8 protein-coding genes are annotated in these 16,347 nt (G+C 60.6%); 3 read left to right on the forward strand and 5 right to left on the reverse strand.

Annotation, left to right across the window (positions count from 1 at the left end):
• Positions 1-88: 88 nt before the first annotated feature.
• From HBR93_RS11120 to tpx, 5 genes are all read right to left on the reverse strand, one after another.
• Positions 89-1,540, reverse strand: a complete 1,452-nt coding sequence (locus HBR93_RS11120; protein ID WP_169960340.1) for an efflux transporter outer membrane subunit — start codon at positions 1,538-1,540, stop codon at positions 89-91.
• Complete coding sequence (locus HBR93_RS11125; RefSeq protein ID WP_057959463.1) at positions 1,537-4,644, reverse strand: efflux RND transporter permease subunit; 3,108 nt, start codon at positions 4,642-4,644, stop codon at positions 1,537-1,539. The genes HBR93_RS11120 and HBR93_RS11125 overlap by 4 nt, the downstream gene beginning before the upstream one ends.
• Positions 4,641-7,739, reverse strand: a complete 3,099-nt coding sequence (locus HBR93_RS11130) for an MdtB/MuxB family multidrug efflux RND transporter permease subunit (protein ID WP_057436624.1) — start codon at positions 7,737-7,739, stop codon at positions 4,641-4,643. Before HBR93_RS11130 ends, HBR93_RS11125 begins: the two co-directional genes overlap by 4 nt.
• Positions 7,736-9,040: an MdtA/MuxA family multidrug efflux RND transporter periplasmic adaptor subunit gene (locus tag HBR93_RS11135; RefSeq protein ID WP_169960341.1), complete on the reverse strand. Its 1,305-nt coding sequence runs from the start codon at positions 9,038-9,040 to the stop codon at positions 7,736-7,738. The genes HBR93_RS11130 and HBR93_RS11135 overlap by 4 nt, the downstream gene beginning before the upstream one ends.
• A gap of 233 nt (positions 9,041-9,273) precedes the next feature.
• A complete protein-coding gene (gene tpx, locus HBR93_RS11140) occupies positions 9,274-9,774 on the reverse strand; it encodes a thiol peroxidase (RefSeq protein ID WP_057436626.1) in 501 nt (166 codons plus the stop codon).
• 167 nt (positions 9,775-9,941) lie between these two features.
• Between tpx and HBR93_RS11145 the strand changes: the two genes are divergently transcribed.
• The 3 genes from HBR93_RS11145 to HBR93_RS11155 all read left to right on the forward strand — a co-directional run bounded on the left by HBR93_RS11145 (position 9,942) and on the right by HBR93_RS11155 (position 16,089).
• Positions 9,942-11,234, forward strand: a complete 1,293-nt coding sequence (locus HBR93_RS11145; RefSeq protein ID WP_169960342.1) for a glycosyltransferase — start codon at positions 9,942-9,944, stop codon at positions 11,232-11,234.
• A 72-nt stretch (positions 11,235-11,306) separates the two neighbouring features.
• Positions 11,307-12,212 carry an AraC family transcriptional regulator gene (locus HBR93_RS11150; protein WP_057436628.1) on the forward strand — a complete coding sequence of 302 codons (906 nt, stop codon included), beginning with the start codon at positions 11,307-11,309 and terminating at the stop codon, positions 12,210-12,212.
• 121 nt (positions 12,213-12,333) lie between these two features.
• Positions 12,334-16,089 carry a hypothetical protein gene (locus HBR93_RS11155; protein ID WP_169960343.1) on the forward strand — a complete coding sequence of 1,252 codons (3,756 nt, stop codon included), beginning with the start codon at positions 12,334-12,336 and terminating at the stop codon, positions 16,087-16,089.
• Positions 16,090-16,347 lie beyond the last annotated feature (258 nt).

A 16,347-nucleotide genomic window follows, 5' to 3' on the forward strand; every position in this document is an offset into this window, starting at 1 on the left:
GCGGGCTTGCCCGCGATGGCGTCAGTAATAACCCCTGAGGGTTTATCAGCTGTTCATCCGTTATCGTTGACGACCATCGCCGACAGGGTCAGGGTTTTTTGTTTGGCTCCAACTGGCCATCCCAACCACCGCCCAACGCCGCAATCAGTTGCACGCTGGCCACCAGCCGGGTTTGCAGCAAGGTCAGCACGGTACGTTCGTTGCTCAACGCCGTCGCCTGGACGTTGACCACATCCAGGTAGGCAATCAGGCCGGCCTTGTACTGGTTCTGGGTCAGGCGCAGGGATTCCCGTGCGGACTCAAGGGCCTCGTTGCTCACGCCCGCCTCGTCTTCCAGAACCTTGAGCTGGACCATGTAGTTTTCCACCTCGCGGAAACCGTCGAGTACGGTCTGGCGGTACTTGGCCACGGTTTCGTCGTAGGACGCTTCGGCGCGGTCAACTTCTGCCGAGCGCTGCCCACCGTCGAACAGGGTCATCGCCAGTTTCGGCCCCACCGACCAGAAGCGGTTGGGCAGGCTGATCCAGTCGGCATAGGTGCTGCTGGAGTAACCACCGGCCAGACTCAGGGTCAGGTCGGGGTAGTAGGCGGTTTTCGCCACGCCAATATTGGCGTTGGCGGCAATCACTGCGCGCTCCGCCGAGGCAATATCCGGGCGGCGCTCCAGCAGTTGCGATGGCAGGTTGGCAGGAATCTGCGGCAGTGCCGGTATGTCCTTGCTCACCGCCAGGTTGAACATGGCGGGAGGTTCGCCGATCAACACCGCGATGGCGTTTTCCAGTTGCGCCCGTTGCCAGATCAGGTCGATCAGGCTGGCCTGGGTACTCTTGAGCTGGGTCTGGGCCTGGGCGACGGCGTCCTTGCCTGAGACACCGGCGCGGTACTGGTTCTGGGTCATTTGCAGCGAGCGCTGATAGGTCTCGACGGTGGTTTGCAGCAAGCGCGTCTGTTCGTCCATGACCCGCAATTGCAGGTAGTTCTGCACCAGTTCCGACTGCTGGCTCAGGCGCATGGCCGCCAGGTCGGCGGCGCTGGCTTGGGCGCTGGCGTCGCTGGCTTCCAGGCCTCGGCGTAATTTGCCCCAGATATCGGCTTCCCAGCTCACCCCCAACTGAGTGTTGAGGGTGTCGCGGATACCACTGCTGGAGCTGCTCAAGCTCGCATTACTGCTACCCGTGCCCTGGCTGGCGCGGGTTTTCCCGGCGCTCAGGTCGACGGTCGGAAAGAACGCGCCACGGGAGCTGCGTGCCGTGGCCTGGGCCTGGCGGTAGCGGGCTTCGGCCTGGGCCACGGTCTGGTTGGCGTTGTTGAGCTTGTCCACCAGGCTGTTGAGTTGCTGGTCGCCATACAGCTCCCACCAGGCGCCACGGGCCAGGGCATCGCTAGGGGCGGCCTGGCGCCAGCCCTGGGCTTCTTTGTACTGCGCCGGCTCGGCAACTTGCGGGCGCTGGTAATCGGGGCCGATGGCGCAGGCGCTGAGGAACACGGCGCAAAACATCATCGTCAGTGCAGGGGCCCGGAAAACAATTGATTCGGTCATAGCGGAGTGTCCAGGGCAGCGTCGGTACGCACCCCGCGCCAGCCGTTGAAACGGTGGCGCAGGCGGTCGAGATAGAGGTAAACCACCGGGGTGGTGTAAAGGGTCAGGATCTGGCTGAAGACCAGCCCGCCGATAATGGTCAAGCCCAGGGGCTGGCGCATTTCCGCGCCTTCGGCGGTGCTCAGCAGCAACGGCAAAGCCCCGAGGATCGCCGCCAGGGTGGTCATCAGGATCGGCCGCAAGCGCAGCAAACAAGCACTGCGTATGGATTCCAGGGGCTGCATGCCTTCCTTGCGCTCCAGCTGCAGGGCCAGGTCGATCATCAGGATCGCGTTTTTCTTCACCACGCCAATCAGCAGGAACAGGCCCAACAGCGAGATCAGGCTGAACTCGCCGCCCAGCACGTAGATCGACAACAGCGCGCCGACCCCGGCCGAGGGCAGGGTCGAGAGGATGGTCAGCGGGTGAATGTAGCTTTCATAGAGAATCCCCAGCACCAGATACACCGCGACCAATGCACCGAGGATCATGAACGGCTGGCTTTTCTGGGTAGCGGCGAAGGCATCGGCGGTGCCGGCCATCTTGGCGATCACGTCTTCCGGCAAGCCGACCTTTGCAATCGCCCGCTCGATGGCGGCCGTGCCCTGCTCCACCGTGACCCCGGGGGCCATGTCGAAAGCAATGTCTTCGGAGGCAAACTGCCCTTCGTGGCTGACGCGGTCGTCGGCCAGGCTGTTTTCGTAGTGGGCAATGGTCGACAGCGGAATTCGCGCGCCGTCAGCGGTAATCACCTGCACCTGATTGAGGGTGATCGGGTCCTGGGCGTATTTCGGATTGACCTCCATCACCACCCGGTACTGGTTGAGGCTGTCATAAATGGTGGAAATCTGCCGCTGGCTGTAGGCGTTGTTCAGCACCGAGGTAACCATGTTCATGTCCACGCCCAGGCGCTTGGCCTGATCGCGATCGACAATCAGCGTCACTTGTTGCGCACCCCGCCCTTCGCGGGCGTCGATGGCGGTCAGTTCCGGCAGCTCGCGCAGCGCGGCGACCACTTTCGGGTACCACAGGCGCAAGGCCGCCAGGTCGCCACTTTGCAGGATGTAGGAATATTGCGAAGACGTCTGGTCGCGGCCACCACCAAATTGCAGGTCCTGGTCGGCCATCAGCATCAAGCGGCCACCGGGTACCAGGGGCACGTTCTTGCGCAAGCGCTCGATCACCGCCTGGGCCGACAGCTGGCGTTCCTTGATCGGCTTGAGGCGTACCAGCATCACCGCGTTGTTGGTGCCGTTGCTGCCACCGATAAAACCCGCCACGCTTTCCACTGCTGGGTCTTGCAACACGGCTTTGCGGAAGATCTCCATCTTCGGCTGCATGACGCTGAATGACAGGCCGTCATCGCCGCGCACAAAACCGATCAATTGCCCGGTGTCCTGTTGCGGCATAAAGGTTTTGGGCACCACCACATACAGCGCGATATTCACCCCGATGGTCACGAACAGGCTGAGCAGGGTCAGGCGCTTGTGCCGCAGCACCCAGTCCAGGCTACGGGCGTAACCCGCGACCATATGGTCGTTGACCTTCTGGCTCCAGCGCTGCAAACCGGTCTCCTGCCCTTTGACATGGGGCTTGAGCCAGCGCGCGCAGAGCATCGGGGTCAGGGTCAGCGAAACCACCAGCGACACAATGATCGCCGCCGCCAGGGTGATGGAAAATTCACGGAACAGGCTGGTGACAATACCGCCCATAAACAGGATCGACAGGAACACCGCCACCAGCGACACGTTCATCGACAGCAGGGTAAAACCGACCTCCTTGGCCCCCAGGTACGCAGCCTTCATTGGCGCGATACCGTTGTCGATATGCCGGGAAATGTTCTCCAGCACCACGATGGCATCGTCCACCACCAGGCCGGTGGCGAGGATCAGGGCCATCAGCGACAGGTTGTTCAGGGAAAACCCATAGAGGTACATGATCGCAAAGGTGCCCACCAGCGACACCGGTACCGCCAGGGTCGGGATCAGCGAGGCGCGGAAGTTGCCGAGGAACAGGTACACCACCAGGATCACCAGGGCCACGGCAATCAGCAGGGTCATTTCTGCCTCATGCAGGGTGGCGGTGATCACCGGCGAACGATCCATGGCCAGGTTGAGCTTGACGCTGGACGGCAACACCGCCTGCAACGCCGGCAACTGGGCCTTGATCTGCTTGACGGTCTCGATGATGTTGGCGCCGGACTGGCGGTTGATCACCAGCAACACCGCCGCATCATTGTTGAAAAAACCGCTGTTGTAGCGGTCTTCGACGCCATCGCTGATCTTCGCCACATCGCTCAGGCGCAAGGCGGCACCGTCCTGGTAGCGGATCAGCAGCGGCTCATAATCCTTGGCCTTTTCCAGCTGGTCATTGGCCTGGATCTGCCAGTTGCGCTCGCCATCTTCCACCGAGCCCTTGGGCCGGCGCACGTTGGCATTGGCTATGGTGTCGCGCACTTCATCCAGGGACACGCCGTACTGGTCGAGGGCCTTGGGCTCCAGCTCGATGCGCACCGCCGGCAGGGAGCTGCCGCCGATCTGCACTTCGCCCACGCCCGGTACCTGGGACAGGCTTTGCGAGAGGATGGTGGACGCCAGGTCGTAGAGCTGGCCCTTGGGCAACACGTCCGAGGTCAGCGACAGCACCATGATCGGTGCCTGGGACGGGTTGATCTTCCTGTAGGTGGGCATGCTGCGCATGCCGCTGGGCAACAGGTTGCGCGAGGCGTTGATTGCCGCCTGCACTTCCCGCGCCGCGCCGTTGATATCACGGTCGGAGTCAAACGCCAGAATCACCCGGGTCGAGCCCTGGCTGGACGAACTGCTGAGGGTGGTGACCCCGGCAATCGCGCCAAAGGACCGTTCCAGCGGCGTGGCCACGGTAGACGCCATCACTTCCGGACTCGCGCCAGGCAGGCTGGCAGAGACCACAATCACCGGGAAGTCGATCTGCGGCAACGGCGACACTGGCAGCAGGCTGAAACTGACACCACCCAGCAACATGATCGCCAGGCTCAGCAGCATGGTGGCTACCGGCCGGCGGATAAAAGGTCCGGACAGGTTCATGGCTCAACCGGCTCCAGCGCTTCGGACTTGCGCCAGCGACGGCCAAGGCGGTCGAAGTACAGATAGATCACCGGCGTGGTAAACAGCGTGAGGATCTGACTCAACAGCAAGCCACCGACCATCACCAGGCCCAGGGGTTGGCGCAACTCTGCGCCGGAGCCAGTGGCCAGCATCAAGGGCACCGCACCGAACAGCGCCGCCAGGGTGGTCATCAGGATCGGCCTGAAACGCAGCAACGCCGCCTGGTAGATCGCGGTCTGCGGGTCCAGGCCCTGGTTGCGTTCGGCGTCGAGGGCGAAGTCGATCATCATGATCGCGTTCTTCTTCACGATGCCGATCAGCAGGATGATGCCGATGATCGCGATCATCCCCAGGTCATTGCCCGTGAGCAGCAACGCCAGCAAGGCCCCCACCGCTGCCGATGGCAAGGTCGAGAGGATGGTGATCGGGTGGATATAGCTCTCGTACAGCACGCCCAGCACGATATACATGGTCACCACTGCCGCCAGGATCAACAGCAACGTACTCGACAGCGAGGCTTCGAACGCCTGGGCGGCGCCCTGGAACTGGGTCTGCACGCCGACCGGCATGCCAATATCCTTCTGCACCTGGTTGATCAGCTCCACACCCTTGCCCAGGGCCACGCCGGGGGCCAGGTTGAATGACATCATTACTGCGGGGAACTGGCCGATATGGGTAATCGCCAACTGCGCCTGGCGCTGCTCGATGCGGGCCAGGCTGGACAGACGCACCTGGCCGCCATCGGTGGTTTTCACATGGATCTGGTTCAGCGCGTCCGGCCCCAGGCTTTCGCCGGACTGGGCCTGCAGCACCACGCGGTACTGGCTGGCCTGGGTGTAGATCGTGGAAATCTGCCGCTGGCCGAAGGCGTCGTACAGGGCATCGGTGATATTGGCCACCGACACGCCCAGGCGCGAGGCCGCATCGCGGTCGATCACCATGTACACCTGCAAGCCTTTGTCCTGCAGGTCGCTGGCCACATCGGTGAGTTCCGGGTACTGGCTCAGGGCCTGTACCAGCTTGCCGCTCCACAGGGCCAGCAGGTCGGCATCCGGGGAGGACATGCTGAATTGGTACTGGGTGCGGCTGACACGGTCTTCGATGGTCAGGTCCTGCACCGGCTGCATAAACAGGCGGATGCCCACCAGTTTGTCCAGTGTCGGTTGCAGGCGCGCAATCACCTCGACGGCGCTCAAGTCCCGCTCTTTATGGGGCTTGAGGTTGATCAGCAGGCGGCCGCTATTGAGGGTGGCGTTATCGCCATCGACGCCAATGTAGGAAGAAAGACTTTCCACTGCGGGATCTTCGAGGATGATCTTCGCCAGCTCCTGCTGGCGCTGGCTCATGGCCGCAAAGGATATCGACTGGGGTGCCTCGGAAATGCCCTGGATCACCCCGGTGTCCTGCACCGGGAAGAAGCCCTTGGGCACCACCAGGTACAACACCACCGTCAGGCCCAGGGTGGCAATGGCCACCAACAGGGTCAGCGGCTGATGCTTGAGCACCCATTGCAGCTTGCGCCCGTAGGCGGCAACCAGCCAGTCGATCCACGCGCCACTGGCCTTGTAGAAACGCCCTTGTTCTGCTTCCTTGGGTTCGCGCTTGAGCAGGCGTGCGCACATCATCGGCGTCAGGGTCAGGGACACCACCAGGGAAATCAGGATCGCCACCGCCAGGGTGATGGCAAATTCGCGGAACAGCCGCCCGACCACATCGGCCATGAACAGTAGCGGGATCAACACCGCGATCAGCGACAGGGTCAGGGAAATCAGGGTGAAGCCGATCTGCTTGGCGCCCTTGAGCGCAGCCGCCATCGGCGTCTCGCCTTCCTCGATATAGCGGGAAATGTTCTCCAGCATCACGATGGCATCGTCCACCACAAACCCGGTGGCGATGGTCAGGGCCATCAGCGTCAGGTTATTGATGGAGAAGCCAGCCAGGTACATCACGCCAAAGGTGCCGATCAGCGACAACGGCACGGCAATCGACGGGATGATGGTGGCGCTGAAACGGCGCAGGAACAGGAACGTCACCATTACCACCAAAGCAATGGCGATCAGCAGTTCATGCTGCACATCGGTGACCGAGGCGCGGATGGTCTGGGTGCGGTCGGTGAGTACCGTCACGTCGAGGCCGGCTGGCAGGTTGTCGGTGATGCTCGGCAGCAGCGCCTTGATCCGGTCCACCACCTCGATCACGTTGGCGCCCGGCTGGCGCTGGATATTGAGCAATACCGCCTGGTTTTCATTGGCCCAGGCGGCTAGGCGTTCGTTTTCTGCGCCATCGACGATTTGCGCGACGTCTTTGAGGCGCAGCGGTGCACCATTGCTGTAGGCCAGGATCAGTTCGGCGTACTGCTCGGGCGATACCAACTGGTCGTTGGCATCGAGCATCGACACCCGTGTCGGGCCGTCGAAGTTGCCCTTGGGTTGGTTGACGTTGGAGGCGGCGATCAGGCTGCGTACGTCGGCCAGGTTCAAGCCATTGGCCGCCAGGGCCTCGGGGTTGACCTTGATCCGCACGGCCTGGCGCTGGCCGCCGGCGATGCTGACCATGCCCACGCCGCTGATCTGCGCGATCTTTTGCGCCATGCGCGTATCGACCAGGTCATTGAGCTTGGGCAACAGCATGGTCTTGGAGGTGACGGCCAGGGTCAGTACCGGGGTATCGGCCGGGTTGACCTTGTTGTACACCGGCGGCGCCGGCAGGTCCGAGGGCAACAGGTTGCTGGCCGCGTTGATCGCCGCCTGCACCTGTTGCTCGGCCACGTCCATATTGACGTCGAGGTTGAAGCGCAGGGTCAGGACCGAGGCCCCGCCGGAACTGGTGGAGGCCATCTGCGTCAGGCCCGGCATTTGCCCGAACTGGCGTTCCAGGGGCGCGGTGACCGCGCTGGTCATCACGTCCGGGCTGGCGCCGGGGTACAGGGTCATGACGCGGATGGTCGGGTAATCCACCTGGGGCAAGGCCGACACCGGCATCAAGCGATAGGCGATCAGGCCAGCCAGGACAATGGCCAGCATGCTCAGGGTGGTGGCAACGGGCCTGAGGATAAACAGCCGTGACAGGTTCATGCGCCGGCCTTTTGCGCCTTGCCGGCGTCAGCCGCCGGGCTGCCTTCGCCTTGTGCCGCGGGTTTGCCCTGCAAGTGTTCGGTCGGGCCGGTGGGCACCTGGTTGCTGTCGTTGACCACTTCCACATCGGTGCCATCTTTCAGGCGATCGGTGCCTTCCAGCACTACGCGATCGCCGGCGGCCAGGCCTTCCTTGACCACGGTGTTCTGGCCATCGGTCTCACCAATCACCAGGGTGCGAATCTTGACCTTCTTGTCACCGTCCAGGGCGTAGACAAAGGTGCCATTGGTGCCGAACTGAATCGCGGCCGAAGGCACCAGCACCACGTTTTTCAGGGTGTCGGCCAGCAGCCGCACGTTGACGAACTGGTTGGGGAACAGCACCTGGTCGTGGTTATCGAAGCGCGCCTTGAATTTCAGGGTGCCGGTGGTGACGTCGATCTGGTTGTCCAGGCTTTGCAGCACGCCGGTGGCTTGCAGTTGCAGGTCGCCACGGTCCCAGGCCTGCACCGGCAGCTTGTTGCCACCGCGATAGCGGGCCAGTACGGTTTGCAGGGTGTTTTCCGGCAAGGTGAACGCCACGCTGATCGGCTGGGTCTGGGTGATGATCGCCAGGGCGGTGGTGTCATTAGCCGCCACCAGGTTACCGACGTCCAACTGGCGCAAGCCGACGCGCCCGGAAATCGGCGCACGGATCTTGGTGAACTCAAGGTTGAGCTTGGCGTCATCCACCGCCCCCTGGTTGGTCTTGACCGTGCCCTGGTATTGCAGGACCAGCGCGGCAGCGGTGTCCAGGGTCTGCTTGGCGATGCTGTCCTGTTCGTAGAGGCCGCGATAACGCTCAAGGTCAACCTGAGCGTTTTTCAACTGCGCCTGGTTTTGCATCAGCGTGCCCTGGGCCTGGAGCAAGGCATTCTGATAACTGCGCGGGTCGATTTCCGCCAGCAGGTCGCCGGCCTTGACCATCTGCCCCTCTTCAAAGGCGATCTTGACCAGCTCTCCCCCGACCCGGCTGCGCACATTGATGGTATTCAAAGCCGTCACCGTCCCCAGTGCCTTGTAGTACACCGGGAAATCCCCTGCGACCGCGGGTGCGACGCGTACCGGCACCGCAGCACCCGAGCCGCCGAAGCCGGGACGCATCATCCCGGTCTTGCTGGTCCTGGCTGCCGGGGCCTCCTTCTGGGCGGCGCCGGTCGGCCAGAATTTCCAGCACAGGAAGGCAACAACCAACAGGACGAGCAAGCCAAACAGCCAGCGGCGGGAACTACGGGGGGACGATTGCATGGATTGATCAACCATTGGAGGCGAGGGCTTCTACTGTGGGAGGCTGAAAGATAAGCACTGGGGCGCGTTTAGAAAAGCGCCTTTACCGGCTATTTACCTTCAGGCTTACAAACATTTACTTTTCGTGGGGCAACATCAGCTATTTGGCCTAAACCGCTGAAGCACAAATAAAAACGGCCTGGACTAGGCCAGGCCGCAAGCATGCATCATACGTGTTACTGCAAAGCGACAGTAACGCGCTGCCGCAATTACTTCAGTACAGCCAGGGCCGCTTCGTAGTTTGGCTCTTCGGCGATTTCGCCAACCAGCTCGCTGTGCAGCACCTTGTCGTTTTCGTCCAGTACCACCACGGCGCGGGCGGTCAGGCCCTTGAGGGCGCCGTCGGCAATGGATACACCGTAGTCAACGGCAAAATCGGCGCTGCGGAAGTCCGACAGGCTCTTCACGTTTTCCAGGCCTTCGGCGCCGCAGAAACGCGCCTGGGCAAATGGCAGGTCGGTGGAGATGCACAGTACAACGGTGTTGTTCAGCTCGTTGGCCTGGGCATTGAACTTGCGTACCGACGTGGCGCAGGTCGGGGTGTCAACGCTTGGGAAGATGTTCAGTACTTTGCGCTTGCCGGCGAAAGTCGCCAGGGTGACGTCCGACAGATCGCCTGCGGTCAGGGAAAAGTCGAGGGCCTGGCTACCGATTTGCGGCAACTGGCCTTCAACCTGGACCGGGTTGCCTTTGAGGGTGACTTGAGCCATGAACGGAATCCTTATGCTGGGTTAGATGAAACGAATTCGAGAGGCGGAAGTTAACCACAAAGTGCGAATGACACCTATGGCCGAACACAAAATGTCATGACTGCGCCCGCGCCGGGCTGCTGTGGTTTAATTGCGTCGCGTTTGCCTGCCCTTGAAGGAATTCACCGTTGAAAAGTCAGCCTGCCACCCACGTCCTGGTTATCGGTTACGTCTGGCCGGAGCCCCGCTCCTCGGCCGCCGGCGGGCATATGATGCAGATCCTGGAAAGTTTTCTGGCGCAAGGCTGGGCCATCACCTTCAGCAGCCCGGCCGCTATCGGTGAGCACAAGGCTGACCTGGCGGCACTGGGTATCCGCGAATGCGCCATCGAGCTCAATAACTGCAGTTTCGACGACTTTATCCGTGAACTGGCCCCGGATATCGTGTTGTTCGATCGCTTTATGATGGAGGAGCAGTTCGGCTGGCGGGTGGAGAAGCATTGCCCGGATGCCCTGCGCGTCCTGGAAACCTCGGACTTGCAAAGCCTGCGTGATGCCCGCCAGCAGCGCCTGAAAGACTACCTGAAGCAGCAGCCACACGCGGATGACTTCAGCCCCGTGTTCGCCCCGGCCCTGGACGAAGAGTTCCAGAGGATGGCCGATACCGACCTGGCCAAGCGCGAGATCGCGGCGATCTACCGCTGTGATATCAGCCTGATGATTTCCGATGTGGAGATCCAACTGCTCACCGAACAGTTCAAGGTGCCCGCCGCCCTGCTCCACTGGTGCCCGTTGATGATCGACGCCCCCAGCGAGGGGTTTATCCCCTATGAGGACCGCGCGCATTTCCTGAGCATCGGTAACTTCCGCCACGCCCCCAACTGGGATGCGGTGCTCTGGATGAAAAACAGCCTCTGGCCGTTGATTCGCCAGCAGCTCCCCGGCGCCCAGTTGCACATCTATGGTGCCTACCCCCCCCCCAAGGCCACCGCGCTGCACAATCCGGCCCAGGGTTTTCATGTGATGAACTGGGCCGAGGACGCCCTGCAAGTGATGTCGGCTGCGCGCATCTGCCTGGCCCCGTTGCGCTTCGGTGCCGGGATCAAGGGCAAGCTGGCCGATGGCATGCTCTGCGGCACCCCGAGCATTACCACCCCCATCGGTGCCGAAGGCATGACCGACGGGCAGCCCTGGCCCGGGACGGTCGCCCAGAGCGCCACGGCCCTGGCCGCCGCCGCCGTGGCGCTATACGAGGATCGGCAAGCCTGGACCGAGGCCCAGGCCAATGGCCGTGCGCTGCTGGCCCGTCGCTTTGCCCCGCAGGTCCACGGGCCCGCACTGGTTGAACGCCTGCAACATTGCCTGGGCGAACTGGCGCAGCACCGGCGCAACAACTTTACCGGCAGCATGTTGCGCCACCACCTGCATAAAAGTACCCAGTACATGGCGCAGTGGATCGAGGCAAAAAACCGCGCTCTTTAAACACCGACGCTGGCGAGGTGGCGCGCAACGGGGCATTATCGGCTGCGCAACCACAATAAAAGCGACGCCAGCATGAGCCGAGCAACGCGCATCACCGACCCTTCCTACGAGTTGATGGACGATCACAACGGCCTGTCCATCATCTATCGCCAGCACGGCTTCCCCTGCCCGCTGGTGCGCTGGCACTTCCACAAGGAGTACGAGTTGCACCTGATTGTCGCCAGCTCCGGCAAGGTGTTTATCGGCGACTATATCGGCAACTTCCACCCGCAAAGCCTGTTCCTTACCGGCCCCAACTTGCCCCACAACTGGATCAGCCAGGTGGAGGAAGACGAAGTGGTGCCCAAGCGCGACATGTTGGTGAATTTCACCGATGAGTTGCTGGAAGGCGGCAGCCAGGTCTTCACTGAACTCAAGAGCCTCTCGCCGCTGTTGGAGCGGGCACAGTACGGCATTGAGTTCCGCTGCCAAAAGACCATCGCCCAGGCGTTGACCTTGATGCAGCGCATCGAAGACACCCATGGGATGGCGCGGCTGGGGCATTTTTTTGTGCTGCTGGAGGCGCTCTGTGCCTGCGAGGACTACCAAGTGCTGTCGGGAGGAGCCACCGCGCAGTTGGCCGATGAGCACAGCATCGACAGGACCAACCGTGCGGTGGACTACATTTTTGCCCATTACGCGCGGGAATTGTCCCTGGAAGAAGTCGCACACTACCTGGGGATGAAACCCACCTACTTTTCCCGGGTGTTCAAGCAAGCCACCGGCCGCACCTTCATCGAGTTCGTCAATCGCCTGCGGATCAGCAAGTCCTGCGAACTGCTGGCCGATGGCGATAAGGCAGTGACCGATGTGTGCTTCGAGTCGGGCTTCAACAACATCTCCAATTTCAACCGGCGCTTCCAGCAGCTCAAAGGCATGACGCCGTCGCATTACCGACGCCTGGCGGTACAGCGCCTGACCGAGCAGAACCTGGCCTGAGCGGCTGAGAACGCTTCATTCACAACCGCCCGTCGCCACTGTCAATTTTGACAGTTACCTGCACGACCACCTTGGGTGTGTGATGTCTTTGTCCAGTTTTCCTGCACAAGGAGCACCCTCGATGAAGAAGCCCGCGCCACCTATTCCGCCCGCTTTGCCTCGCCTGCCGCATAACCCCGAACCTGGGCAACCGACTGATGCAGACGAGTTGGCCCCACCCTTTGTCAGCGACCAGGTGATCCCGCTGCCGGGAGCTGCGCGTGGGCTCGGCATCAGCTCGACCCGGCCTTGGATGACCTTGCATTTACAGCGCTGGACCAAACTCGAGGTAGGTGACTCCTACAAGTTCTATATGGGCAGCGATCACTTTGCCATCGCCTCGGATCAGGTCAGGGATGAGGATCTGGACAAACATCTTTTGCAGTTGGTCATCTTTCCGGAGCTTATTCCGGAAAACTTTATCTATCCCTGTTTTGTCGAGGTCACTCGCAGAGGTACTGACATCCCCAGTACTTCCCCTCGTGAGACCTGGTATGTCAAGACCACTCGCCCGGGCGGGGTCAGTAAAGATCCTGCATTGTCCTATCACACCGAGCTGGTGATACACCTGCCGCCCGACCTGGTGGGCAATGATCTTGACCCCGAACGCGCCAAGGAGAACGTGGAACTGACAATCGACCCCTACCCCAACATCACGGTAGGTGACACTGCCGAAGTGCATTGGAACGGCCATCCGACGAAGCTGCGGATTGATGACGAGCATGTCGCCGGCATCAAGCCCATTACCGTGGTGATCCCTGAGTCAACCATCTATTTGGGCGGTAGTGGCGAGGTCATTATTCGCTTCCGGCTGTATGACAAGGTGTTCAACTATTCCGGTGAGCTGCAGCAGTGGTCGCAGGCCGTCACGGTGGTGAGCAATCTGGATCGTAAACTGCTCCCGGCAGCGCACTTCGTGGTAGGCGGGTACTCCGTCATTGACGTCAATCTCGATATACATAGTTCAGGCTTCTTCTTGGAAATGGTGGTGCCCAGAAGGCTGCCTGATGGCACGCTGACACCGGCCGGTGCCTTGATTGTCGTGACGTTGAGCGGGGCCGATGCTGCGGGCGCGTCCTTTGAGAGGACCCTGGCGCCGTTTCCAGCGCGAATCGAGCTGTCGTCCACCGTCCCGATAGACCTGAAAGACCTCGAAGCAGTGCTCAATGGGCACATGCAGTTCGAATACACCCTGACAACAGCCGGTGGTGTGTTCCTCGCCCGCTCCCAGCGCCGGAACATTACGGTTCATGGTACGAAAAGCACGATGCCGGCGATGACCATCGAGCAGAACGAAGGCGGCAACATTGACCCTGAACATCCCTATATCAAAGTCATCTTTCCGCGCTACACCCCTTACGACCGCAACTACAACGTGACACTGCGTATGGAGGCGGTGCGGTCAGGAGGCGGCCTGGTGTTTTATGAAGAGACCTTATTGGCAGGCGCCGAGCCGCCGCCAGAGCGGTATCGGATTGTCCTCCAGGAAAAATTCGAACGTTTCGTCGGGCTTGGCCCCGTCCGGGTGTTCTACCTCGTCGATAACGGCACGACACAGGTCATGAACCCCGCCATCCAGGCCATACGCAAGTCCGAGGTACTGGAAGTGACCTTTGGCCTGCGCTATGCCGATCTCCCAGCGCCGCAGATGCAATATGTGGACGAGTTCAACAATCTGGACCCGGCGCGCATAAAAGGCGGCCTGGTCCAGGCGACCCTGCCGTACACACGAACGATCCCAGGCGATGTGTTCAAGTGGACCTTGCTGGGGGCTACCAGCAACGGTTCGGCCAGTGACGAGATTTCCCTCAACTCCGCAACGGCGGGCAAACCCGTGTTGTTCAACCTGGATGAGGCGCTGATCGTTGCCAGCAGGAATGGCGAAATTCGCTTCAGCTATTCGCTGGTGCCTGCCAGTGGCGGTGCCACGCGCTACTCGGAAGTGTTGACCGTCACCGTCGGTGAAGCCCTGGACCTGCTGCGGCCGGAAGTGTTGCAAGCCCAGCGCTATCCCGACCAACTGGTGCCCGAGGCCGCGCTGCACGGGGCGACCATTGCCGTCACCTACCCGCAGATGCTGTCCAGCCATCGGGTGCTCGCGTGTTGGACCGGTATCCCGGAGATTGGGACCCATTGTGAAACGAAGGATGGCAATACCTCCAAGACCGTGCACTTTGAGGTGCCCCCAGAGGTGATTGGGGCCAACCTCAATGGCTACGGGCGCTACATCGAGGTGCAGTACTTCGTCTTGTTAGGTGTCCATCAAAAACCTTCGCCGGTGCTGAGCCTGTACCTGCTGGCGCCTGTGCTGCCCCTGCCCTACCTCGAAGGCCATACCACCAGCGTGCTGGACATCAGCCGGTTGATCGGTACTGAACGCGCCATGGTCGAACGCTGGAGCTTTATCAGTCGCTATCAACGGATGTGGTTTGAACTCAGTGGCACGTATGCCAATGACACACCGTTCTACGCTGTGCTGTTCGACGGCGACCTGGTGACCTATACCGGCGAACAGAACGGTATCCAGTCACCGGCACCGGTACTTGAACTGCGCCAGCTCAAGGATGGCTCGCAATTTCTCATGCGTTTTGGCGCGACGTTCGACCAAACCAACAACAAGTCCAATGCCCTGTGGTTCCCGGAACGCAGGTATACCGTCCAGGCCGTCCCGGCGCAGTTTCCGCTACCCGAATTGGTGGGGGCTACCGGCTCTGGCAGCTCGGTGACCCTGTTGCCACTTGTCGCACAGTACGGGGCCAAGGTAAACGCGACGTATAGCCCGATGTATACCTCCGACAGACTCACCCTGGAGGTGGTCGGCGCGCCGGGAGCAGGCTCAGGGCTGATCGGACCAAAAGACGGAGAAACGGATGGAACGGTCACCTTCGACCTGCCGGCGGCGCTGATTGCAGCCAATATTGGCAACCATGACACCACCTTCACCTTGAAATATACGGTCTGGCGCAATGGCGAACTCCGTTCGTCTGCAGTGTTGACCGTTACGCTGAAGGCTATTCCTGCGGCCGAACTGAACAAAACCGTGATCCGTATTGATGAAGCAGCTAACGGCGTACTCAATGTGGACGAGTTGATCGGTGATGCAACAGCAAGGTTGGGGACTTGGCCGTTCATTGCCAGGAACCAGCCCGTATGGCTGCGCCTGATCGGTAACAAACCCGACGGCACGGCACACAACTTGACCCTGCTGGATGGTACCCAGGGTGCACGGGTGAGTGATGGGTGGTTGAATCAAGGGTATCAATTGCTGACGGTACTCAATACCTACCTGAGAGACCTGGGGAACGGCACTCGACTGACAATGCAGTTCAAAGTGGCCCTCAATCACAGTACTGATGAGTGGCAAGCACTTGAGTTTCCCGTGGTTACGTATTCCATATTGAGCCTGCTGATCTCAGACAAAACGCCCTTTACCGGTGGGTTCATGAATGGCTGGATCAGCCAGTACCCCGAACAGAAAAGCATCCAGCGCGAGGCGGACGGCAACTATTACCTGCGGCACGGACCCATGACAGGGGATGGTGTCAGAATCTACAAAATATATACCCCGGTCGACTATGGGTATTATCGAGTCAGGTTCAAATACAGGGTCAACAAGTTTGCAAGCATTGGTGGGCCAACCAGCATGTATATTCACCTGGCTAATTTGACGCGCAACATTACCGTAACAAACCTTAATACATGGAACTATGTCGATGAGTACATGGGTTATTGGAAAGGCGGTAATTTTCAAGCCTCAATCGCGGTTATGAATCCGACAACTGGCGGGGTCTACGATATAGATGACGTCTGGATCCAACAGCGACACTTTCCGGGTTGAGCTACAGCAAACCAGGGGATAGGTGCAATGCACTTATCCCCTGGTTTTTATGCGTTGGCTCACCCAACAGACAGTGCTTTCCGAAAATATCAGGGCCTCACACATGCGGTCACACGCTCGTCAAACTCCAGCCCGACGGGACATGTAAAAGGATACTGAATCCAACGCTGGATCTCTTTGTCATACACACATCGGTAGAACCCCCCGACTCTGTCAGTACTTTTAAAATACCCCGCCTGAGTACAAGGAGGTTCGCGT

This window comes from Pseudomonas sp. WS 5411 (genome assembly GCF_012985595.1).
Lineage (GTDB): Bacteria > Pseudomonadota > Gammaproteobacteria > Pseudomonadales > Pseudomonadaceae > Aquipseudomonas > Aquipseudomonas shahriarae.

What these genes read in the sequence shown, in the direction of transcription:
- HBR93_RS11120 (WP_169960340.1), bottom strand. Translation starts at nt 1,540, where the DNA reads ATGACCGAATCAATTGTTTTCCGGGCCCCTGCACTGACGATGATGTTT.
- HBR93_RS11125 (WP_057959463.1), bottom strand. Translation starts at nt 4,644, where the DNA reads ATGAACCTGTCCGGACCTTTTATCCGCCGGCCGGTAGCCACCATGCTG.
- HBR93_RS11130 (WP_057436624.1), bottom strand. Translation starts at nt 7,739, where the DNA reads ATGAACCTGTCACGGCTGTTTATCCTCAGGCCCGTTGCCACCACCCTG.
- HBR93_RS11135 (WP_169960341.1), bottom strand. Translation starts at nt 9,040, where the DNA reads ATGGTTGATCAATCCATGCAATCGTCCCCCCGTAGTTCCCGCCGCTGG.
- tpx (WP_057436626.1), bottom strand. Translation starts at nt 9,774, where the DNA reads ATGGCTCAAGTCACCCTCAAAGGCAACCCGGTCCAGGTTGAAGGCCAG.
- HBR93_RS11150 (WP_057436628.1), top strand. Translation starts at nt 11,307, where the DNA reads ATGAGCCGAGCAACGCGCATCACCGACCCTTCCTACGAGTTGATGGAC.
- HBR93_RS11155 (WP_169960343.1), top strand. Translation starts at nt 12,334, where the DNA reads ATGAAGAAGCCCGCGCCACCTATTCCGCCCGCTTTGCCTCGCCTGCCG.